The sequence below is a fragment of the Longispora urticae genome (genome assembly GCF_053902585.1).
Genome location: NZ_JAQZSH010000022.1, coordinates 99115 through 119330, shown reverse-complemented (window position 1 = coordinate 119330; position 20216 = coordinate 99115). Strand labels below are relative to the sequence as shown.

At 71.0% G+C, this 20216-nt stretch carries 18 protein-coding genes and 1 tRNA gene; 10 read left to right on the top strand and 9 right to left on the bottom strand.

Annotation, left to right across the window (positions count from 1 at the left end):
• Positions 1-18 precede the first annotated feature (18 nt).
• The 4 genes from PT931_RS13135 (at position 19) to PT931_RS13120 (ending at position 3131) form a co-directional block, all read left to right on the top strand.
• Positions 19-534, top strand: a complete 516-nt coding sequence (locus PT931_RS13135) for an NUDIX domain-containing protein (protein ID WP_456246005.1) — start codon at positions 19-21, stop codon at positions 532-534.
• Positions 535-547: 13 nt separating this feature from the next.
• Positions 548-1513: an NAD-dependent epimerase/dehydratase family protein gene (locus PT931_RS13130; protein ID WP_456246004.1), complete on the top strand. Its 966-nt coding sequence runs from the start codon at positions 548-550 to the stop codon at positions 1511-1513.
• Between the two features lie 199 nt (positions 1514-1712).
• Positions 1713-2270, top strand: coding sequence for an RICIN domain-containing protein (locus PT931_RS13125; RefSeq protein WP_456246003.1), 558 nt, complete (start codon positions 1713-1715; stop codon positions 2268-2270).
• Positions 2271-2363: 93 nt separating this feature from the next.
• Positions 2364-3131, top strand: coding sequence for a DUF4184 family protein (locus PT931_RS13120; RefSeq protein WP_456246002.1), 768 nt, complete (start codon positions 2364-2366; stop codon positions 3129-3131).
• A 21-nt stretch (positions 3132-3152) separates the two neighbouring features.
• Here PT931_RS13120 and PT931_RS13115 read toward each other — a convergent pair.
• Positions 3153-3225, bottom strand: a tRNA-Thr gene (locus tag PT931_RS13115).
• A gap of 132 nt (positions 3226-3357) precedes the next feature.
• Between PT931_RS13115 and PT931_RS13110 the strand changes: the two genes are divergently transcribed.
• Positions 3358-4440: an ABC transporter ATP-binding protein gene (locus PT931_RS13110; RefSeq protein ID WP_456246001.1), complete on the top strand. Its 1083-nt coding sequence runs from the start codon at positions 3358-3360 to the stop codon at positions 4438-4440.
• Positions 4441-4524: 84 nt separating this feature from the next.
• Here PT931_RS13110 and PT931_RS13105 read toward each other — a convergent pair whose 3' ends face one another.
• The 4 genes from PT931_RS13105 to cysS are packed head-to-tail and all read right to left on the bottom strand — an operon-like array spanning position 4525 to position 9707.
• Entirely contained in the window at positions 4525-5814 is a 1290-nt protein-coding gene (locus PT931_RS13105; RefSeq protein ID WP_456246000.1) for an outer membrane protein assembly factor BamB family protein, read from the bottom strand.
• Positions 5801-7138: an outer membrane protein assembly factor BamB family protein gene (locus PT931_RS13100; RefSeq protein WP_456245999.1), complete on the bottom strand. Its 1338-nt coding sequence runs from the start codon at positions 7136-7138 to the stop codon at positions 5801-5803. Before PT931_RS13100 ends, PT931_RS13105 begins: the two co-directional genes overlap by 14 nt.
• 47 nt (positions 7139-7185) lie before the next feature.
• Positions 7186-8307: a 23S rRNA (guanosine(2251)-2'-O)-methyltransferase RlmB gene (gene rlmB / locus PT931_RS13095; protein ID WP_456245998.1), complete on the bottom strand. Its 1122-nt coding sequence runs from the start codon at positions 8305-8307 to the stop codon at positions 7186-7188.
• 2 nt (positions 8308-8309) lie between these two features.
• Complete coding sequence (gene cysS, locus PT931_RS13090) at positions 8310-9707, bottom strand: cysteine--tRNA ligase (RefSeq protein ID WP_456245997.1); 1398 nt, start codon at positions 9705-9707, stop codon at positions 8310-8312.
• Positions 9708-9798: 91 nt separating this feature from the next.
• Here cysS and PT931_RS13085 point away from each other — a divergent pair, with 91 nt between their 5' ends.
• Positions 9799-10440 (top strand): IclR family transcriptional regulator, encoded by a 642-nt coding sequence (locus tag PT931_RS13085; RefSeq protein ID WP_456245996.1) that lies wholly within the window; start codon positions 9799-9801, stop codon positions 10438-10440.
• 209 nt (positions 10441-10649) lie between these two features.
• Here PT931_RS13085 and PT931_RS13080 read toward each other — a convergent pair whose 3' ends face one another.
• Together PT931_RS13080 and PT931_RS13075 are read right to left on the bottom strand one after the other, a co-directional pair.
• A complete protein-coding gene (locus PT931_RS13080) occupies positions 10650-12032 on the bottom strand; it encodes a class II fumarate hydratase (RefSeq protein ID WP_456245995.1) in 1383 nt (460 codons plus the stop codon).
• Positions 11980-12774, bottom strand: a complete 795-nt coding sequence (locus PT931_RS13075; RefSeq protein WP_456245994.1) for a DUF4184 family protein — start codon at positions 12772-12774, stop codon at positions 11980-11982. The genes PT931_RS13080 and PT931_RS13075 overlap by 53 nt, the downstream gene beginning before the upstream one ends.
• Before the next feature lie 95 nt (positions 12775-12869).
• Here PT931_RS13075 and PT931_RS13070 point away from each other — a divergent pair, with 95 nt between their 5' ends.
• On the top strand, positions 12870-14705 hold the full coding sequence (locus PT931_RS13070) for a hypothetical protein (RefSeq protein ID WP_456245993.1): 1836 nt from the start codon (positions 12870-12872) through the stop codon (positions 14703-14705).
• Between the two features lie 56 nt (positions 14706-14761).
• Here the strand turns inward: PT931_RS13070 and PT931_RS13065 are convergent, their stop codons facing one another.
• Together PT931_RS13065 and PT931_RS13060 are read right to left on the bottom strand one after the other, a co-directional pair.
• A complete protein-coding gene (locus PT931_RS13065; RefSeq protein ID WP_456245992.1) occupies positions 14762-16402 on the bottom strand; it encodes a fumarate hydratase in 1641 nt (546 codons plus the stop codon).
• Between the two features lie 92 nt (positions 16403-16494).
• Positions 16495-16965: an Lrp/AsnC family transcriptional regulator gene (locus PT931_RS13060; protein WP_456245991.1), complete on the bottom strand. Its 471-nt coding sequence runs from the start codon at positions 16963-16965 to the stop codon at positions 16495-16497.
• A 122-nt stretch (positions 16966-17087) separates the two neighbouring features.
• Here PT931_RS13060 and hppD point away from each other — a divergent pair, with 122 nt between their 5' ends.
• From hppD to hisC, 3 genes are read left to right on the top strand one after another with little or no spacing between them, the layout of a single operon-like run.
• Positions 17088-18260 (top strand): 4-hydroxyphenylpyruvate dioxygenase, encoded by a 1173-nt coding sequence (gene hppD / locus PT931_RS13055; protein WP_456245990.1) that lies wholly within the window; start codon positions 17088-17090, stop codon positions 18258-18260.
• A 13-nt stretch (positions 18261-18273) separates the two neighbouring features.
• Positions 18274-19092: an RDD family protein gene (locus PT931_RS13050; RefSeq protein WP_456245989.1), complete on the top strand. Its 819-nt coding sequence runs from the start codon at positions 18274-18276 to the stop codon at positions 19090-19092.
• Positions 19089-20165, top strand: a complete 1077-nt coding sequence (gene hisC / locus PT931_RS13045; protein ID WP_456245988.1) for a histidinol-phosphate transaminase — start codon at positions 19089-19091, stop codon at positions 20163-20165. Before PT931_RS13050 ends, hisC begins: the two co-directional genes overlap by 4 nt.
• Positions 20166-20216: the final 51 nt, after the last annotated feature.

The window sequence follows — 20216 nt, the reverse complement described above, 5'->3', positions numbered from 1 at the left end:
GAGTCGTGTTCACCCGTCATGAGCATCGAGAATGACCTGCTGGCCGAGGGCGAACCGGAGCCGGAGTTCAATCCAGGCATCGCCGCCCGCCTGCCCCGGAAAATCATCGCTGGGGGTGCCCTGATCCGGGATTCCTCGGCGCACATCCTCTTCGTGGAACCGCGTTACAAGCCGTTCCTCGACATTCCGGGGGGCATCGCGGAGGAAGGCGAGTCTCCGCTTCAGGCATGCCGTCGCGAGATCGAGGAGGAACTCCGCCTCGACCTGGAGATCGGAGCACCGCTGGTCGTGGACTGGACCCCCGCGCACGGCGTGTGGGGAGACAGCATCCAGTTCGTCTACGACGGCGGTGTCCTGACCGATGAGCAGATCGCGGCCATCCGGCTACCGGATGACGAACTCGCCTCCCTGGTCTTCCTGACGCTGGACGAGGCGACCGACCATCTCCGCCCCTCGATGGCCCGCCGGATGGCTGAGGCCCAAAGAGCGTTGGACACGGGTACCCGGTATCTGGAGTTCGGCCGTCCCCAGTAGGGAGAAACCTGACGTGAAGGTACTGGTCACCGGAGGGCTCGGGTATCTCGGCCGCGCCGTCACCCTCGACCTCATCGCCGCAGGCCATCAGGTCACCGTGCTGAGCCGGGGCGGCACGGACGCGACGCTCCCCGAAGGCGCGACCCTCGTTCACGGCGACGTGCGGGACCGTACCCGGATGATCGAGATCTTGGCCGAAGGCGGATTCGACGGTGTCTGCCACCTCGCCGCCCTCACCCATGGCCGGGACTCCTTCGCCCACCCCCTGACCTACTTCGACGTCAACGCCGCCGGCACCCTCAACCTGCTTCTCGCTATGGAGGCGGCGAAACCCGCGACGCCGCCCAGCTTCGTGTTCACCTCCACGAACATCGTCTACGGCTCGGTCCACGCGGGCGCTCTGAGCGAGAACCTGGAGCCGCACCCGGAGAGCCCGTACGCCGAATCGAAACTGGCCGCCGAGCGCCTCGTCGCCGCGCACGCCGCGACGGGCGCCATCACCGCCACAAGCCTGCGGATCTTCAACCTGGCAGGTGCGGTCAACGGCGTGCCGGACACCGATCACACCCGCATCATCCCCAACACGCTGCGGGCGGCGGCCGGAGAGCTCGACCGGGTCACGCTCAACGGCGACGGCTCGGCGGTCCGCGACTTCGTGCACGTCCTGGACGTCGCCACCGCTGTCCGCCTGGCTCTCGGCAGGTCTGCACCCGGGCGGCAAACGGGCCAGCACGAGGCACCCGCCCCGCACGAGCTGTACAACATCGGCAGCGGTACCGGTTCCAGCATGGCGGAAGTCGTCCGCGTTGCACGGGAGGTCACCGGGGTCGACTTCACCGTCGAGCAACTCCCGCCGAGGCCCGAGCCCCCACTTCTCATCGCTGACGTCCGACGCGCGGCCACCGGGCTCGGCTGGATCCCGGCCAGGTCGGACCTCGGGGAGCTGATCGAGGACGCGTGGCGGGCATGGCGGGGCTGACCACCCGGAGGTGCGTGCGACCGGAGACCGAATTGGGCGGGCGGATCCTAGTCAGTCGACTTCGGCACCGCGGCGCGGTACCAATAATCCGATGAATTCAAAGTGTTGGACATCAAATTTGGCATTTGCACAGAATTTTGGGAGATCGGAATTTTAGGGTTCCTCGACAGGCACGCACAGTTCCGACTCGGGGGGAAACATGGACTACCGAAAGCTGCTGTCCGCGACCGCGCTCGTGGTGGGTGCGGGATTGATGGCGGGTTGGGCGACGCCGGCCGGGGCGACGTCCCCGGGCGGGCCGGTCACGGAGGCGGTGCAGGTCCAGCAGGTCACGCTCCGGCTCGCCAGTGACCCGGGGCAGGTCGCCAACGTCTCCGGCGCCTCCGTCGACAACGGGGCGGCGGTGATCCAGTGGCCGCTGTCCAACGCCGGCAACGAGCGGTGGGAGGCCGAGTCGACCCTGGACGGGTACTACCGGTTCAAGGCCGTCCACAGCGGAAAGTGTCTCAACGTGCAGGGTGGCGGGACCCAGGACGGGACGGCGGTCATCCAGTACACCTGCGGGAACGCGGCCAACGAGTTGTGGAAGCTCGTCCCGAAGGGGATCGGGTACCAGGTCGTCGGCAAGGAGAGCGGCAAGTGCCTCAACGTGCGCGGCGGGGTGGGTCGGGGCAATCCGCTGATCCAGTACACGTGCGTCGCGGGGGGCGCGCCCAATGACGTGTGGCTGCCGGTGTGGGAGGACACGCTCAAGTAGCCCGGGTGCCGGGCGGCCATCCACGGCCGCCCGGCACCGTTCCCGACCAGCACCTCCACACCCCGCCCACACCGGCCGGCTACGGTCCGGCTCATGCCCCTGACCTTTCCGTCGCACGCCGCGGCCGTCGTACCCCTGAAGTTGTGGCGGCCCCGCTGGTTCGACGGCGTCGCGCTCGTCGTCGGCTCGGCGGTACCGGACCTGCCGTTCGCGTTCGAGCCCTGGGTCACGGTGCGGGCGCACCTCTGGTGGTCGCTGGTCTGGTTCTGCGTGCCGGCGACCGTGCTGGGCAGCCTCGTGCTGCGCCGGGCCGCGCCGGTCGTCGCCGCGCACCTGCCCGGCTGGGGACGGCACTACGGGGTACTGGGCCGGGTGCGGCACCGCTGGTGGGTGACGGCGTCTTCGGCGTATGTCGGCGCGCTCAGCCACCGGCTCTGGGACATGGTCACGCACCGGTCGCTCGACCAGGGCCGGGTGCGGTTCGAGTGGTTGAGCCTGGCGGGGCCGTTCGGGGTGCCGGTGCACACCTACGCGCACCTGGGGTCCACGGCGGTGGGCGGGCTCGCGGTGGCGTGGTGCGCGGTGCTGATCGGCCGGCGGAGCCTGCTGCCGCGCTGGCACGGCCCACTCCGGCCAGCCGACCTGTGGCCCGGGCCCGACGCCGCCCGGCCCGGCGTGTTCTGGGGCGTCGCCTGCGCGGTGACCGGGCTGCTCGCGGTCGGCTCCGTACTGCTGCCCGGCTGGCCCTCGCTGGCCGTGGTCGGTGTGCGCTGGATCCTGTCGGCGGTCCTCGGGGCGCTGGCCGGCGTACTGGCCGTGTGGGCCGCGGTTCGGTGGGCCCGGGACCGGCGCCTCGCTTGACGTACCCAAATGGGTGATTTGAGCCGCTATCGGGACTCGAACCCGAAACCTTCCCATTACAAGTGGGGTGCGCTACCAATTGCGCCATAGCGGCCTACCGGCTGCAGAGGATCATACCGTCAGCTGTTGGCAAGCGATCTCCCCCGCGCCTATGGTGGTCGGGCACTGCTCTTTCACTCGGATCGTCCGGCACGTTCCTGCCGGTGGAAGGAAGGTTAGTCGCAGCATGGCTACAGTCAGTTACAGGTCCGCTACTCGGATCTATCCGGGCACCCCCCGACCCGCCGTCGACTCCCTGAACCTCGAGATCGGGGACGGCGAGTTCCTGGTCCTCGTGGGCCCCTCGGGTTGCGGCAAGTCAACCAGCCTGCGGATGCTCGCCGGCCTCGAGGACGTCGACAAGGGCGGCATCTTCATCGACGAGCGCGAGGTCACCCACCTCGCCCCGAAGTCCCGCGACATCGCGATGGTCTTCCAGAACTACGCGCTGTACCCGCACATGACGGTGTACGAGAACATGGCGTTCGCGCTCAAGCTCCGCAAGACCTCCAAGGACGAGATCCAGCGGCGGGTCAAGGAGGCGGCGGTGCTGCTCCAGCTGGAGGAGTACCTGGACCGCAAGCCCAAGGCCCTCTCCGGCGGTCAGCGCCAGCGGGTCGCCATGGGCCGGGCCATCGTCCGCGAGCCGCAGGTCTTCCTCATGGATGAGCCGCTGTCGAACCTCGACGCCAAGCTCCGGGTGCAGACCCGTTCGCAGATCGCCGCACTGCAGAAGAAGCTCGACATCACCACGGTGTACGTGACGCACGACCAGGTCGAGGCCATGACCATGGGTCACCGGGTCGCGGTCATGCTCGACGGTGTCCTGCAGCAGGTCGACACGCCGCGCAACCTGTACGACGCGCCGGCGAACGTGTTCGTCGCCGGCTTCATCGGCTCGCCGGCCATGAACATCAAGACCGTGCAGCTGACCGCCGACGGTGGCCAGTTCGGCTCGATGTTCATCCCGCTGAGCCGGGACCAGGTCTCGAAGGTCGACAACGGCAAGGTGACCATCGGCTTCCGGCCGGAGGACACCGACCTGGTCGGCGCGGGCGACGGCGGCCTGCAGGTCATCGTGGACCTGGTGGAGGAGCTCGGCTCCGACGCCTACGTGTACGGGCACGCCGACGTCAACGGCACCCAGGAGCGGTTCACGGTCCGTACCGACGGCCGGAACGCCCCTCGCCTCGGCGACATCGTGCACGTGAAGCCGCGGGGCGCGCACCACCACGTGTTCGACGCCGCGTCGGGTCTGCGCATCGCGTAAGTAGGTACCCCAGCAGAACGGGGGGCTCTCCACGGCCGTGGAGAGCCCCCCGTTGGGAATTACCTGGGTACGAGTAATTCTGCCCTAAAAAGTCCAGGCTGTTAGCTTTTCGCTGATAAGTGTGCACACCAGGTACTTCTCGCTGGCCACGCACGTCTCGTCCCCCGCGCCCGGAAGCTTCGCCAACGGTCGGATCCGCCGGGAACCGACGTCGGCGACCCCCACCCAGTCGACGCCCTCGAAGATGCCGCTCAGCGCGAGCCGGCCCGCCGAGCCGTCATGACCGGGCAGCGGCGTCCACCGGCCCAGGTTCAGCAGCTCCTGACCGGTGGCGGCGTCGACCATCCGGATCCCGGTACCCCGCGCGTTGCCCAGCATCGCCCCGTTCACCCCGGCCCCGGTCAGGTACAGGCCGTCCGTCCGCGTGGTCCACCGGGTGCGCCCCGTCGCGACGTCCACGGCCACCACCTCCGGGCCGGACATCTGGCACAACAGCTCCCCGCACGGCATCGCCCACTCGGACTCCGGGGCCGACGCCGTCCACAACTGCTCCAGCGTCTCCGGGTCATAGGTCGTGTACGACGAGCCCTGCCGCAGCACCAGCGCCTTCGACGTGGCGAACAGGCCACCGAACCGGTTCGCCCCGCCCTTGTCGGGGCCGAGGTCGCGGCTCCGGAGCACCTGGCCCGACTCCAGGTCCACGATCCGCAGCGTCGTACCCTCCGCGAACGCCACCCGCCACGGCGCGACCGGGGTCTCGCCGCCGACCAGCGCCGCCCCGCCCTCGCCCGGCGAACGCTTCCACAGTTCCCGCCCGGTGGCCGCGTCCACCCCCACCAGGTCGTTGCCCCGGCTGAACAGCAGCTTGTCCTCGCCGAGCCGCGCGAACGGGAAGCCCTCCACCGACCATGCGGACGCGCCGGTCCCCTTGTCGAAGGCCATCGCCACCGGGGTCAGCAACGCGCCGTCGTCCGTCGGCTGGCCGGCCGGGAACCGTTGCAGGAACAGGCGCCGGCCGATCAGCACCAGCGAGCCGACCGCGCTGGCGTCGACCGGTACCCGCCAGAGTCGACGACCGCTGCGGGTTAGGTCGTAGCTGGCCAGCCAGGTGGTCGCGCCCTCGCGGTACACCCGGAAGAGGTTGTCGTTGTCGATCAGGAGCTGCTGGTCGCTGCGGCCGCGGGAGGGCGAGGAGACCGAGAAGACCTCGTGCAACGGGGGTACCCGGGCCGTCTCCACCGCCCCGCACGTCAACAGCGTGACCGCGACCAGGCCGAGCACCTGCACCCGGCGCCGCCACCGCGTCCACAGTGGCCCGGCGGACGGCGGCTCCGGCTCCCCGTCGGTCAACTCACCCAGATCAATGAACCCCATACGACCAGGCTCCCAGACGGCCACCGGCGTCGACACACGCCAGGTAGCGATCGTTACCGGCACAGCTCGCCGGCGAGGTCGGCACCGGCAGCACCAACCGGACCCTGCCGGTCGGGCCGTCCAGCAGACCCAGCCAGTAGCCGCCGGAATCGGAGTCGCGGACCAGCGGGATCCGGTCCGGGTACCGGCGGTCGGCGCCGAGCACCCGCCACCCGGTCAGCTGGGTCCGGACCCGGCCGGTGTCCGGGTCGAGCACCATCGTGTTCGCGCCCAACCGCCGGAAGCTGCCGTCAGCCATCACCGCGCCGGACACGGTGATCTGCCAGCGCAGGTCGCCGGTCGCCGGGTCGATCGCGGTGACCTGCGACGTACTGGCGGCGCGCTGGCCGATCACGCAGGCCAACCGGCCGCAGGCCTCGCCCTCGGACAGCCCGGGAGAGGTGCGCGACTTCCAGAGTTCCGCCAGCGTCACCGGATCGTGCCTGCTCAGGCCACTGAACCGGTCGTGCACGAGGATCGCCCCCGGCACAACCAGCACGTCCCAGTCGTCGCCGTATCCGACGCCGCCCAGCGACCGCCTGGTGTAGATCTCCCGGGAGGTCAGGACCTCGGCGGTCTCGGGGTCCCGCAGCCGCAGGAACACCCGGAGCACGGACTCGGCGGCACCGACCTCGGAGTGGACGGCCAGCCCGACCAACCGCAACGGGAGCGCGGGCTCGCCGTCCGGGTCGAGCACGTAGTGGCCCTGGAACGTCCACAGCTCACGGCCCGTCGCCGCGTCGACCGCCGCACCGGAGTCGAACAACACCCGGCCGTCGGCCAGCACGTGCGCCACCGTGTCGGGATGGGTCCACCGCCGCGCACCGGTCCCGGCGTCGAACGCGACGGTCGTCGTCTCGACGGTGTGGAAGAAGCTCTCCGGAAGCTTCGTCACCGCCCGGAACGACGCGAACACCATCCCCCCGGCCACCCGCAGCGTGGCCGCCGGCTGGGGCATTCCGGTCGGAACCCGGTAGACGACCCGGCCGTCGTGCCGCAGGTCGTGCCGGGTCAGGTGGTCGGTGCCCGCCGTGAACAGCGCGTCGCCGGCCAGCGCGGGGGCCCCGGCCGGCTGGTCGGGGGACTTCCCGTACACCTCGGAGCTCACGAAGATCTGTCGGGCCGAGCCCCGATCCGGCCCGGCGGCGGCCGCGCACACGCCCGACGCGAGGGCCACCACCACCGCGAACGGCAGCACGTGCCGCACCCAGCCCAGGTCCACCGGACGGCGGGGCGGTTCGGGGGCGGATTCGTCGGTGATCTCGCCGAGGTCGATGACGGTCATGGCCCCGGGAGACTACCTCCCGGGGCCATGGTCGCGCAGTCCTTCGACTAGATGTCCAGCGCCCGGCGGCGGGCGATCTCCGACAGCGTGACGGCGGCGGCCACCGAGGCGTTCAGCGACTCGACCTGGCCGGCCATCGGGATGTTGACCAGCAGGTCGCAGGACTCGCCGACCAGCCGGGACAAACCACGACCCTCGGAGCCGATCACGATCACGATCGGGTCGACGGCGGCTTCGAGGTCGTGCAGGGACACGTCGCCGTCGGCGTCGAGCCCGACGACCATGTAGCCGGCCTCCTGACAGACCTTCAGCGTCCGGGTGAGGTTGGTCACCTGGGCGATCGGCAGCCGCGCCGCCGCACCGGCCGAGGTACGCCACGCGGTGGCGGTCATCCCGGCGGCCCGACGCTCGGGCACGATCACGCCCTGCGCGCCGAACGCGGCGGCCGACCGGACGATCGCACCCAGGTTGCGGGGGTCGGTGACACCGTCGAGCGCCACGAGCAGCGGCGCGGTCACAGCGTCCCGGGCGGCACCCAGCAGGTCCTCGAGGGCCTCGTAGTTGTACGGCGGGACCGCGAGGCCCACACCCTGGTGCAGCACCCCGCCGGTCATCCGGTCGAGTTCGCGCCGGGTGACCTCCAGGATCGCCAGGCCCTTGTCGGCGGCGGTCCGGACAATCTCCGTGATCCGCTCGTCGATGTCGATGCCCTGCGCGATGTACAGCGCGGTGCTCGGCACGTGCGCGCGGAGCGCCTCCACGACCGGGTTACGGCCGACGAGCAGCTCGGGGGCCTCCCGGGGCGTGTTGGCGCGCCGGCCGGGGGCGATCCGGGGGCCCGCCGGACGGGCCGGGCCGGACGCCTGCCGGATCCTGGTACCCGGGGCGACCTTGCCGCCGCGGGTCGTCTGGACCGAGCCCGGCTGGCCGACCTTGGGCGCGCGGCCCTCGGCGGAGGCGGCCTTCTTCTCCTTGTGCTGCTTCCACGCGGTCTTGCTCGGGACCTGCTCGGTGCCCGAGTAGCCCTTGTGCCAGGGCCGTTCCTCGGCGGGCAGCGTCTTGCCGCGCGGCTTGAGGGTCTGTGCGCCCCGCTTGCCGCCGCTACCGCCCGTGGCGCCCTTCTTCGCCTTGCGCTGAATCGCGCCCTTGCGCTGTGAATTTCCTGCCATCGTCAGCTCCCCAACGTCCAGCGAGGCCCGTTCGGGGTGTCCTCGACAATGATCCCTGCACGCTTCAGCTGGTCACGGACCGCGTCTGCTGCCTGGAAGTCCTTACGGGCGCGGGCTGCGTTGCGCTGCTCGAGCGCCAATGCGACAAGAGAGTCGACTGCCGGCTTGAGCTGCTGGTCGCTGCCGGCCACTCGCCACTGGGAATCCAATGGGTCGATACCCAGGATACCGAGCATGGCCCGGACACTGGCCAGCGCCCGTCGTGCGGCGCCGTGGTGGCCATCGGCGAGCGCCGAATTGCCCTGCCGGATCGTCTCGTGCAGGGCCGCGAGGGCCCTCGATGTGTTCAGGTCGTCGTTCATCGCGGCGACGAACTCCGCGCCCAACTCGCCCGGCTCGACCTCGCCGACCAGTTCGGTGGCGCGGGTGACGAAGCCCTCGATCCGGCGGAACGCGACCGCGGACTCCTGGATCGCCTCGTCCGAGTACTCGATCACGGAGCGGTAGTGCGGGGACGCGATGTAGTACCGCACCTCGATGGGGCGCAGGCCCTTGGCGATCAGCGCGTCGAGGTCCAGGACGTTGCCCACGGACTTGGACATCTTCTCGCCGCCGAGGTTGAGCATGGCGTGGTGCACCCAGTGCCGGGCGAAGCCGAAGCCGGCCGCCTTGCTCTGCGCGACCTCGTTCTCGTGGTGCGGGAACTGGATGTCCAGCCCGCCGCCGTGGATGTCGAACTCCTCGCCCAGGTAGCGCCAGGTCATGGCGGAGCACTCGATGTGCCAGCCGGGGCGGCCCCGACCCCACTGCGAGTCCCAGTAGGCGTCGGCGGGTTCGGTCGGCTTCTCGCCCTTCCAGAGCGCGAAGTCCAGCGGGGAGCGCTTGCCGGACGCGCCGCTCTCGGTGGGCAGCATCGCGTCGGGGCGCTGCCCGGACAGCTCGCCGTACGGAGCCCAGGAGCGCACGTCGAAGTAGACGTTGCCCTCGGCCGCGTACGCGTGGCCGCGCTCGACCAGGTTCTGGATCAGGGCGAACATCTCGGGGATGTGCCCGGTGGCCCGGGGTTCCACGGTGGCGGGGAGCACACCGAGAGCGTCATACATCCGACCGACCAGGAGCTCGTTGCCGTAGGCGATCTGCCAGAACGGCACGTTGGCTTCCAGGGCCTTGGCCAGGATCTTGTCGTCGATGTCGGTGATGTTGCGGACAAACCGGACCTCATACCCGAGGTGCAGCAGCCAGCGGCGGAGAACGTCGTAGTTGATCGCGGAACGCATGTGACCGATGTGCGGGCCTGCCTGAACCGTGATCCCACACAGGTAGATCCCCACCTTGCCGGGTTCCCGCGGGACAAAGTCCCGCACCGAGCGGGTCGCGGTGTCATGCAGCCTGAGAGTCACCCCAAAAGGGTACCGGAGCCTGCGCTTATCCTCTGCACGTGAGCAGCGCGGTAGACCGTAGGCGGCTCAGGTCCGGCCGAACGATGGAGTGATGTTGAGTACAGAGACCGCCCAGACCCTCGACCGGGGCCTCCGCCTGCTCAAGATCGTGGCGGACACGCCCGACGGGCTGACCATCACGGAGGCCGCCGAGCGGCTCGAGGTCGGCCGCGCGGTGGTCTACCGCCTCGTCGGCCCGCTCACCGCGCACGCCCTGCTCCGCCGCGACCCCGCCGGCCGGCTCCGGCTCGGCTTGGGCGTCCTCCAGCTCGCCCGCCGCGCCCAGCCCCTGGTCGCCGACGCGGCCCTGGCGCCCCTGCGCCGGCTCGCCGAGGCCGCCGGGGCCACCGCGCACCTGACCGTCGCCGACGGCGGCGAGGCCCTCGCCCTGGTCGTGGTCGAGCCGAGCTGGACCCAGTTCCACGTCGCCTACCGGGCCGGCTCCCGGCACCCGCTCGACCAGGGCGCCGCCGGCAAGGCGATCCTGCGCGGCCGGCCCGGGCAGCCCGGCTGGGTCGGCTCCGTCGGCGAGCTGCAGCCGGGCGCGCACGGCCTGGCCGCGCCGGTGCTCGGCGTACCCGGCCTGGAGGCCAGCGTGGGCGTCGTGTCCCTCGGCCCCCTGGACGGGGCCGTCGTCGGACCGTTGGTCCTCCAGGCCGCCACCGAACTCACGGCGGCCCTCTCGGCGGCCTGAGTGGCGGTGGCCCCTCCGCGGCCTGAAAAGCACGAGGCCCAGAGGGCTACGAGAGGCGCCCGACCTGGCACGCATCGGTTTCCGGAGCACTCTGGCCCCGCGAGGTGCCCTGCCCCGCCCACCGTCACGCCCCCTGCGAGGGGCACCCACGGCAACCCGGGCGCGCGTGGCACCCGGGCCCGGCGTGGTCCGCGCCCCGGCCGTCCCTGTCACCTCCCGTGCGGCCGCGCCATCCCCAGCAGATCCAACGCCGCGTCCAACTGCTCCTCCGTCAACGTCCCCCGGTCGACGTGCCCCCGCCCGATCACGACCTCCCGGATGCTCCGCCGGGTGGCCAGCGCCTCCTTGGCCACCGCCGCCCCCTCCGCGTACCCCAGGTACCGGTTGAGCGGGGTGACGATCGAGGGCGAGCCCTCCGCGTACTCCCGCATCCGGTCCTCGTTCGCCGTCAGCCCCGCCACGCAGCCGTCCGCGAACAGCCGGGACACGTTCGCCAGCAGCCGGATCGACTCCAGCAGGTTGCGGGACAGCACGGGGAGCATCACGTTGAGCTCGAAGTCGCCCTGCGAGCCGGAGAACGCGATCGCGGCGTCGTTGCCGATCACCTGCGCGGCGACCTGGCGGACCGCCTCGCACAGCACCGGGTTCACCTTGCCCGGCATGATCGAGGAACCCGGCTGCAGGTCGGGGATGTGCAGCTCACCGAGGCCGGCGCGCGGGCCGGAGCCCATCCAGCGCACGTCGTTGGCGATCTTGTACAGGCCGACCGCGATCGTGCGCAGCTGCCCGGACAGCTCCACCAGGGCGTCGCGCGCGCCCTGCGCCTCGAAGTGGTCCCGCGCCTCGGTCAGCGGCAGCCCCGTCTCGGTGGCCAGCAGCGCGATCACCTTGGCGGCGAACCCGGCCGGGGTGTTGATGCCCGTACCCACGGCCGTCCCGCCCAGCGGCAGCTCACCGACCCGGGGCAGGGTGCCCCACAGCCGCTCGACCCCGTAGCGGACCTGCGCCGCGTACCCGCCGAACTCCTGGCCCAGGGTCACCGGCGTCGCGTCCATCAGGTGCGTCCGGCCCGCCTTGACGACGTCGCGCCACTCCGCGGACTTCGCCGTCAGGACCGCGCCCAGGTGCTCCAGCGCGGGCACCAGGTCGCGCACCACCGCCGCCGTGGCCGCGATGTGCAGCGCGGACGGGAACACGTCGTTGGAGGACTGGGCGGCGTTCACGTGGTCGTTGGGGTGCACGGGCCGGCCGAGCCGGGCGGTGGCCAGCGCCGCGATCACCTCGTTGACGTTCATGTTGGTCGAGGTGCCCGAGCCGGTCTGGTACACGTCGATCGGGAACTCGTCCGGGTGCCGGCCCGCCGCGACCTCGTCGGCGGCCTCCGCGATGGCCTTGGCCAGGTCGGGCGGCAGCTCGGCGTTGGACCGGGCGGCCGCGGACTTGACCATCGCCAGGGCCGCGATGTGCGCCGGGTCGACCCGTACCCCCGAGATCGGGAAGTTCTCCACCGCCCTCTGGGTCTGCGCGCCCCACAGCGCCTCAGCCGGAACCCGGACCTCGCCCATGGTGTCGTGCTCGATGCGGTACTCCATACCTGCCATCCTGCCCCGGGAAAACCCGGACCGCCCACGCACCGGCCAACAAGCCCAGCCCCGCCGACTCCAGCAGCCGCACCCCGATCACGGCCGTGAACCACGCGGCGGGCAACAGGAAGCTCACGACCGCGAGCAGCGCCGTCACGCCGCCGGCCACCGCCCAGAAGAACCGGGGCCGCGCATCGACCTGCGGCGGAGGGCCGTGCCACTCCCGGAGCAGGCCGCGCCGGCCGACCAGGATCACCAGCCCCGCCACGGCGAGCGCGCCGAACACCGTGGAACCCTGCTGGAGGAACCACCACAGCGGGGTACCGGCCACCTCCGTGCCCAGCGGCGTCAGCACCCCCGTCGCCCAGCCGTGGCCCGCCGGATCGTGGGTGAAGCCGTCCCAGAACAGGTGGCTGGCGGCACCGAGCAGGGCCGAGCACACCGTCACGTACCAGGGGTGGCGCACCCCGCCCAGGACCGCGTAGTCGCGACCCCAGCCCGGGAGGGACGCCGCGACCGCCGGGGCCGCCCACCGGGTGAGCCGGCAGCCGAGGAGGGTGACGGGGAGGCACCAGAGGAGTACCCCCCAGAGGTTGTGCGCCGAAGGCGTGTTCGGCAGCACCGCGAACACGCTGTAGGGCAGGTCGGGGGCCGTCGAGCCGAGCACCAGCGCCACGCCGTCGAACCAGCGGGGCCGCCAGAGCTTCAGCGGCACGACGATGGCCGAGTGTGACGGAAACGTCAGGGGCATGAACCGGACCGTAGCCTCCAGATGCGCACAACCGGTGAAGGCACCGCACGGAAACGGGGCAGCGGGCGTCCCCGCCCCGGACCTACCCTCTGCGGGTGACAACCCTCTCCGCCCCGCGACGGCTCCTGACAGCCGCCGCCCTGGCCGCACTCACCAGCGGTGTCGCACTCGTCACGACGGGGACCAGTGCCACCGCGATCGTCCCGAACACCTCGCGCACCCTCGTGCCCACCTCCGTGTCATACGTGGACTCGGCCTCGCCGGAGCGCGCGCTGCCGCCCGTCGACGGTGCCGTCCCGGTCGGCACCTGGAAGGACGGCGCCGGCACGACCCACACCGCCCGCGCCTTCGCCACCTACGACGTGCGGGCCCTCAAGGGCCTCGACGTCCGCGCGGCGCAGATCTTCACCCGGCACACGAAGGTCGACGACTGCTCCGCGCCCCGGCAGACCGAGTTCCGCTGGACGGAGACCCCGGACGCGCCGCCGACCTGGACGCGCCAGCCGGCCGAGCTGAACAGCCTGAAGGTCATCGACTTCGCCACCCGCCCGGGCTGCCCGGCCGACTACATCACCGCCGACGTGGCGTACGGCGTGGGCAAGGCCGTCCGGGGCGGGGCCGACACGTTCACGGTCGAGCTGCGGGTGCCCAAGGGTGTCGAGAAGGACGCCCGGCTGGCCCAGTGGTACGACGCCCAGCTGGAACTGGGTGTGTGGACCAACGCCGCGCCGAACACCCCGTGGGACGCCAGCGTCGAGGGCAAGCCCTGCCAGGGCGAGGACAAGCCGTTCGCCCGGACGACGGAGCCCGAACTGCGGGTCCGGTTCTCCGACCCCGACGTCTACGACGCGGAACAGACCGTCGTGTTCGCCGTGTGGCCGGTCGACGCCCCCGACCAGCGCTTCGAGTTGGAGGGCCGGGGTCGCTACAGCGACTTCACCAGTTCCTTCGCCGCGCTCAGGGTGCCCGCGGGCCGACTCGTCGGTGGCACCACGTACGCGGTGGCCGTGCGGTCCACCGACCCGCACGGCGGGCAGTCCGCGTGGAGCGGCGGCTGCCGGTTCACGACCGACCTGGTCGCCCCGGCGGCGGCCCCGTCCGTGACCTCCGACGACTACCGGGACATCGAGCACGACTCCGGCTACGGCGGCATCGGCGTACCCGGCACGTTCGTGTTCTCCGCCAACGGGGACAAGGACGTCGCGGGCTTCGTCTACGCCGAGCGGTCCGGCCGGTCCGGCTACGTCGCGGCGGACCACCGGGGCGGGCGGGCGACGTACCAGCTCACCCCGACCATCGGCTGGCAGCAGTCCCTGTCCGTGTGGAGCGTGGACCGCGCCGGGAACCGGTCCCCGGAGCGGGTCTACACCTTCGGGGTCCCCTTCAACGAGCCGTACTTCACGGACGGCAACCCGGGCGGCGGGATCGGCGAGGCCCGGGTGCTCACCTTCCACCCGACGACCGCCGACGTGGTCGAGTACACCTACTGGCTCGGCGAGGGCCCGCACCTGACCGTCGCGGCCGGCGCGGACCACACGGCCGCCGTCACGTTCGTCCCGGAGTCCGAGTACCTGGAGTTCCACCTTCAGGCCCGGCGCGCGGACGGCCGGCTGACGGGGATCTCGCTGACGAACCTGCACGTGGACGTCAGCCCGAGGGTGGTCTCCGCCGAGTACCCGGCTGACGTGTCCTCCGGTGGCGCGGGCGTGACCGGCACCTTCACCTTCCAGCCCCGCCAGCCCGGCGTCGTCTCCTATGTGTACTCGTTCGACTTCGGGTTCGAGGAGACCGTGCCGGCCGGCGCGGACGGCACCGCGAGCGTCACGTGGACCCCGGAGACCGGCGGCTCCGACCACTGGCTGAGCGTCCGGGGCGTGCTGGCCGACGGCACCACCACCTCGGACAACTACCACTACTTCCTGGTGAACTAGCGGCACGGAAACGGCCCGCCCTCAGAAGGGGGCGGGCCGTCGCACTGCGCTGAGGGCTACCGCCGCCCGAGCGTCAGGGTCGGCTTGGTCGTCTCGGCGAAGAAGTCGTTCCCCTTGTCGTCGACCACGACGAACGCCGGGAAGTCCTCCACCTCGATCTTCCACACGGCCTCCATGCCGAGCTCCGCGTACTCCAGGACCTCGACCTTCTTGATGCAGTCCTGCGCGAGCCGGGCCGCCGGGCCGCCGATGGACCCGAGGTAGAACCCGCCGTGCGCCGCGCAGGCCTTGGTGACCTGCCCGGACCGGTTGCCCTTGGCGAGCATCACGAGCGAGCCGCCCGCCGCCTGGAACTGCTCCACATAGGAGTCCATCCGGCCGGCCGTCGTGGGGCCGAAGGAACCCGAGGCCATCCCGGTGGGGGTCTTGGCGGGGCCGGCGTAGTACACGGCGTGGTCCCGGAGGTAGGACGGCATGCCCTCGCCCGCGTCGAGCCGCTCCTTGATCTTCGCGTGCGCGATGTCGCGGGCCACGACGAGCGGACCACTCAGGGACAACCGCGTCTTCACCGGGTACTTCGACAGCTCGGCCCGGATCTCCGCCATCGGCCGGTTGAGGTCCACCCGGACCACGTCCTCCGACAGGTCGTCCTGCGACGTGTGCGGCAGGAAGTGCGCCGGATCGGTCTCCAGCTTCTCCAGGTACACCCCGGAGGAGGTGATCTTGCCGAGCGCCTGGCGGTCCGCCGAGCAGGACACGGCGATCGCCACCGGGCAGGACGCGCCGTGCCGGGGCAGCCGGACCACCCGCACGTCGTGGCAGAAGTACTTGCCGCCGAACTGGGCGCCGATCCCGAACTGGCGGGTCAGCTCCAGCACCTCGGCCTCCAGCTCCAGGTCCCGGAAACCGTGGCCCGACGCCGAACCCGAGGTGGGCAGGTTGTCCAGGTACTTCGCGGAGGCGTACTTGGCCGTCTTCACCGCGAACTCCGCGCTGGTGCCCCCGACCACGATCGCCAGGTGGTACGGCGGACACGCCGACGTGCCCAGCCCGCGCAGCTTCTCCTCCAGGAACCGCATCATCCCGGCGGGGTTCAGCACCGCCTTGGTCTCCTGGTACAGGAAGCTCTTGTTCGCGCTGCCGCCACCCTTCGCCATGAACAGGAACTTGTAGGCGTCGTCCCCGTCGGCGTACAGCTCGATCTGGGCGGGCAGGTTCGAGCCGGTGTTCTTCTCGTCCCACATCGTCAACGGCGCCAACTGCGAGTACCGCAGATTCAGCTTCGTGTACGCGTTGAAGACGCCCTCCGCGATGGCCCGCTCGTCGGCCCCGTCGGTGAGCACGTGCCGACCACGCTTGCCCATCACGATCGCCGTACCGGTGTCCTGGCACATCGGCAGCACGCCACCGGCGGCGATGTTCGCGTTCTTCAGCAGGTCCAGCGCCACGAACCGGTCGTTCGGGGACGCGGCCGGGTCGTCGATGATCGACCGGAGCTGGGTGAGGTGCGCGGGGCGCAGGTAGTGCGCGATGTCATGCATCGCCGTCTCGGTCAGCAGGGTCAACGCCTCGGGCGCCACCTGGAGGAACGTTCGTCCGGCGGCTTCGATGACCTCGACGCCGTCGGAGGTCAGCAGCCGGTACTCGGTCTCGTCGGGACCGAGCGGGAGCAGGGGCGAGTAGTCGAACTCGGGCATGCCCGCCAGCCTATCCCCGGGCCGGGCACAGGCCCGGCAAGGCTGACCTAAGTCACTGTCCCGGAGCGGGGCCACGGCCCGGGGCGCACGGATCAGAGCCGCACCAGCGGCAGTACCCGATAGTGGATCTGCTCCTCGAGGGCGATGATCGTCGACGCGCGCACGATGCCCTCCTGGGACACGATCTGGTCGATCACCCGCTGGAGGTCCGCGTTCGACCGGGCCACGATCCGGCACATCATGTCCCCGCTGCCCGTGATCGTGTGCGCTTCGAGGACCTCCGGGATCCCGGCCAGGTGCTCGGCCACCGGCTGGTGCCCGCGGCGCTGCCGGATCTCCAGCGTGATGAACGCCATCACCCCGTAGCCCAGGGCGACCGGGTCCAGCTCCGGGCCGAAGCCGCGCAGCACCCCGCGTTCCACGAGCCGGTCGAGCCGGGCCTGGGCGGTGCCCCGGGCCACGCCGAGCCGCCGGGAGCATTCAAGGACCCCGATCCGGGGCTCGGCGGCCAGCAGCCGGAGCAACCGGACATCGAGGTCGTCGAGGCTGTACAACTTGTCCATTACTTCAGGGTAGTCGTAGAACAGTCTGCGCAACATGACCACTGGCAGAGCGCACAGTTGCCTAGTTGCTCGGGCCGGGTAAAGCTTCGGGCGAAACCCACTTCCCGGAAGGAGCCCCGGCCATGACCCAGACGCTGGACGATCAGCTTGTCGGTGCCGTCGCGCACGACATCACCACCGACCAGTTCCCGATCAAGGGCTGGGACCACGTCCGGTTCTACGTGGGCAACGCCAAGCAGGCGGCGCACTACTACTCGACGGCCTTCGGCATGACCTGCGTCGCGTACCGGGGCCCGGAGCAGGGTTTCCGCGAGCACGCCGAGTACGTCCTGACGTCCGGCGGCGCGACCTTCGTCTTCGCCGGCGGTGTGCGCACGGACAGCGCGGCCACCCAGCACTACGCCCGGCACGGCGACGGTGTGATCGAGGTCGCCCTCGAGGTGCCCGACGTGGACGCCAACTACAAGTTCGCCCTGGCCAACGGCGCGGAGGGCGTGGACGAGCCCTACGACATCACCGACGAGCACGGCACGGTCCGCCTCGCCTCGATCCGCACGTACGGCGAGACCCGGCACGTGCTGGTGGACCGGTCGAAGTACTCCGGCCCGTTCCTGCCCGGCTTCGTCCAGCGCGCCCCGATCGTGGACCGCGCCCCGGCCATCGCCGCCGGCACCGAGCCGAAGCGCTTCTTCCAGGCCCTCGACCACGTCGTCGGCAACGTGGAACTCGGCAAGATGAACGACTGGGTCGAGTACTACGAGCGCGTGATGGGCTTCACCAAGATGGCCGAGTTCGTCGGCGACGACATCGCGACCGAGTACTCGGCGCTGATGTCCAAGGTCGTGGCCAGCGGTACCCGGAAGGTGAAGTTCCCGCTCAACGAGCCGGCCATCTCCCGGAAGAAGTCCCAGATCGACGAGTACCTGGAGTTCTACGAGAGCCCGGGCGTCCAGCACCTGGCCCTGGCCACCAACGACATCCTGGCCAGCGTCGACGCGATGACGGCGGCCGGCGTGGAGTTCCTCGACGTGCCCGACTCGTACTACGACGAGGAGCTCACGGCCCGGGTCGGCAAGCTGCGCACCGAGATCAGCGAGCTCAAGGCGCGCAAGATCCTGGTCGACCGGGACGACGACGGCTACCTGCTGCAGATCTTCACCAAGCCCGTCCAGGACCGCCCCACGGTGTTCTTCGAGCTGATCGAGCGGCACGGTTCGCTCGGCTTCGGCAAGGGCAACTTCAAGGCGCTGTTCGAGGCGATCGAGCGCGAGCAGGAGCAGCGCGGCAACCTGTAGCAGGATAGGGGCCGTGACCAAGACCGACGGAGTCCAGCCCGGCTGGCATCGCGACCCGGCCGAACCGGACACCCAGCGCTTCTGGGACGGCGAGCAGTGGGTGGGCGAGCCCCTGCCGATCGACGCGGAGACACCGGACGGGCCGTTGCTGGCCCGGCCGGTTCCCCCACCCCTGCCCACCCTGGTTCCGGACCCGGGGCCTCCGCCTCCGGGCTGGACCCCGCCGGCCGGGGCGGTGCCCCCACCCGGATGGACGCCCCCGCAGGCCCCTGCCCCCAAACCCCGCCCGCACGGCCTCACCCTGGCCACGGCCGGCTCCCGGTTCACCGCCCGGATGATCGACATCGGGTCGGTGTTCCTGCTGGCCCTCGTCGCGAACGCCTGGTTCCTGTACCTGTTCTTCGACGCGGTCGGCCCCTGGTACTCCGAGGTCTTCCAGTGGAGCTTCGACGGCCAGAAGGGCGACCCGCCGGCGTTCCCGGAGAGCGCCCAGTTCCTGCCGTTCTACATGGTCCTGGTGCTGATCGCCGTCTGGGGCGCGTACGAGGTCCCCGGCATCGCCGGCACCGGACAGACGCTCGGCAAGCGGCTGATGCGGATCAAGGTGGTGCGGCTCGACACGACGGACAAGGTCGGCTTCGGCCGGAGCCTGCGCCGCTGGCTGAACATGTCGATCCCGTGCCTGCTGTGGTACGGCTGCTGCGGGCTCGGCCTGGTGTTCCAGTTCTTCGACTCGCTCGGCGTCGTGACGAACCGCCCGTACCAGCAGTGCATCCACGACCGTGCGGTCCAGACCGTGGTCGTCAACACAGGAGAAGGAGAACGGACATGACCCGGCTGACCCGCGCCGACCTCGAGAAGCTGCCGAACTACGTGCCCGGCCGCAGCCCGGCCGACCTGGCCCGGGAGCTGGGCATCCCCGAGGCGATCAAGCTCGCGAGCAACGAGGTGCCGTACGGCCCGCTGCCGGGCGTCGTGGAGGCGGTGACCGAGGCGGCGACGAACGCGCACCGGTACCCCGACATGGGTGTCGTCGCCCTGCGCGCCCGGATCGCCGAGCTCTACGCGGTCGACCCGGACAACGTGGCCACCGGCTGCGGTTCCGTCGCGCTCGCCGAGATCCTGGTGAAGGCCACCTGCGTGCCCGGCGACGAGGTCGTGTTCGCGTGGCGCTCGTTCGAGGCGTACCCGATCATCACGGCCACCGCCGGCGCCACCAGCGTCATGGTGCCCAACACGCCGGAGCACGGCCACGACCTGGACGCGATGCTCGCCGCGATCACGCCGAAGACCCGGCTGATCTTCGTCTGCAACCCGAACAACCCGACCGGCACGTTCCTGCGCAAGGACGAGCTGACGGCGTTCCTGGACCGGGTGCCGGCCGACGTGCTGGTGGTGCTGGACGAGGCGTACCGGGAGTTCGTCACCGACGCCGACGTGCCCGACGCGCTGGAGACCTTCGGGGACCGGCCGAACGTGGTCGTGCTGCGCACCCTGTCGAAGGCCTGGGGCCTGGCCGCGCTGCGGATCGGCTGGCTACACGCCTCGCCGGAGGTCGCGGGCGCGATCCGCAAGTGCGTGACCCCGTTCTCGACCAGCGCCGCCGCCCAGGCCGGGGCCCTGGCCGCCCTGGCCGCCGGCGACGAGATGCGCCGCCGGGTGGACCTGGTGATCGCCGAGCGCGGCAGGGTCGTGGAGGGCCTGCGCGCCCTCGGCGTGGTCGTGCCCGACAGCCAGGCCAACTTCGTCTGGCTGCCGCTGGGCGACCGGTCGGCGCCGTTCGCGCAGGCCTGTGAGCAGCAGGGCGTCATCGTCCGGCCGTTCCAGGGCCACGGCGTCCGGATCACGATCGGCACCCCGGCCGAGAACGACGCGATGCTGACGGCGGCCGAAAAGGCACTCTGACCCGCACGGAAAGGGGGCAGCTCACCCGAGGTGCCCCCTTTTTCAGACCCA

Excerpts from the sequence above, each read along its gene's own strand:
- PT931_RS13060 (WP_456245991.1), bottom strand. The coding sequence starts at position 16,965 with ATGGACAAGTTGTACAGCCTCGACGACCTCGATGTCCGGTTGCTCCGG.
- PT931_RS13085 (WP_456245996.1), top strand. The coding sequence starts at position 9,799 with ATGTTGAGTACAGAGACCGCCCAGACCCTCGACCGGGGCCTCCGCCTG.
- PT931_RS13080 (WP_456245995.1), bottom strand. The coding sequence starts at position 12,032 with ATGGAGTACCGCATCGAGCACGACACCATGGGCGAGGTCCGGGTTCCG.
- hisC (WP_456245988.1), top strand. The coding sequence starts at position 19,089 with ATGACCCGGCTGACCCGCGCCGACCTCGAGAAGCTGCCGAACTACGTG.
- PT931_RS13125 (WP_456246003.1), top strand. The coding sequence starts at position 1,713 with ATGGACTACCGAAAGCTGCTGTCCGCGACCGCGCTCGTGGTGGGTGCG.
- PT931_RS13100 (WP_456245999.1), bottom strand. The coding sequence starts at position 7,138 with ATGACCGTCATCGACCTCGGCGAGATCACCGACGAATCCGCCCCCGAA.
- rlmB (WP_456245998.1), bottom strand. The coding sequence starts at position 8,307 with ATGGCAGGAAATTCACAGCGCAAGGGCGCGATTCAGCGCAAGGCGAAG.
- hppD (WP_456245990.1), top strand. The coding sequence starts at position 17,088 with ATGACCCAGACGCTGGACGATCAGCTTGTCGGTGCCGTCGCGCACGAC.
- PT931_RS13105 (WP_456246000.1), bottom strand. The coding sequence starts at position 5,814 with ATGGGGTTCATTGATCTGGGTGAGTTGACCGACGGGGAGCCGGAGCCG.
- PT931_RS13110 (WP_456246001.1), top strand. The coding sequence starts at position 3,358 with ATGGCTACAGTCAGTTACAGGTCCGCTACTCGGATCTATCCGGGCACC.
- PT931_RS13065 (WP_456245992.1), bottom strand. The coding sequence starts at position 16,402 with ATGCCCGAGTTCGACTACTCGCCCCTGCTCCCGCTCGGTCCCGACGAG.
- PT931_RS13075 (WP_456245994.1), bottom strand. The coding sequence starts at position 12,774 with ATGCCCCTGACGTTTCCGTCACACTCGGCCATCGTCGTGCCGCTGAAG.
- PT931_RS13135 (WP_456246005.1), top strand. The coding sequence starts at position 19 with ATGAGCATCGAGAATGACCTGCTGGCCGAGGGCGAACCGGAGCCGGAG.
- PT931_RS13120 (WP_456246002.1), top strand. The coding sequence starts at position 2,364 with ATGCCCCTGACCTTTCCGTCGCACGCCGCGGCCGTCGTACCCCTGAAG.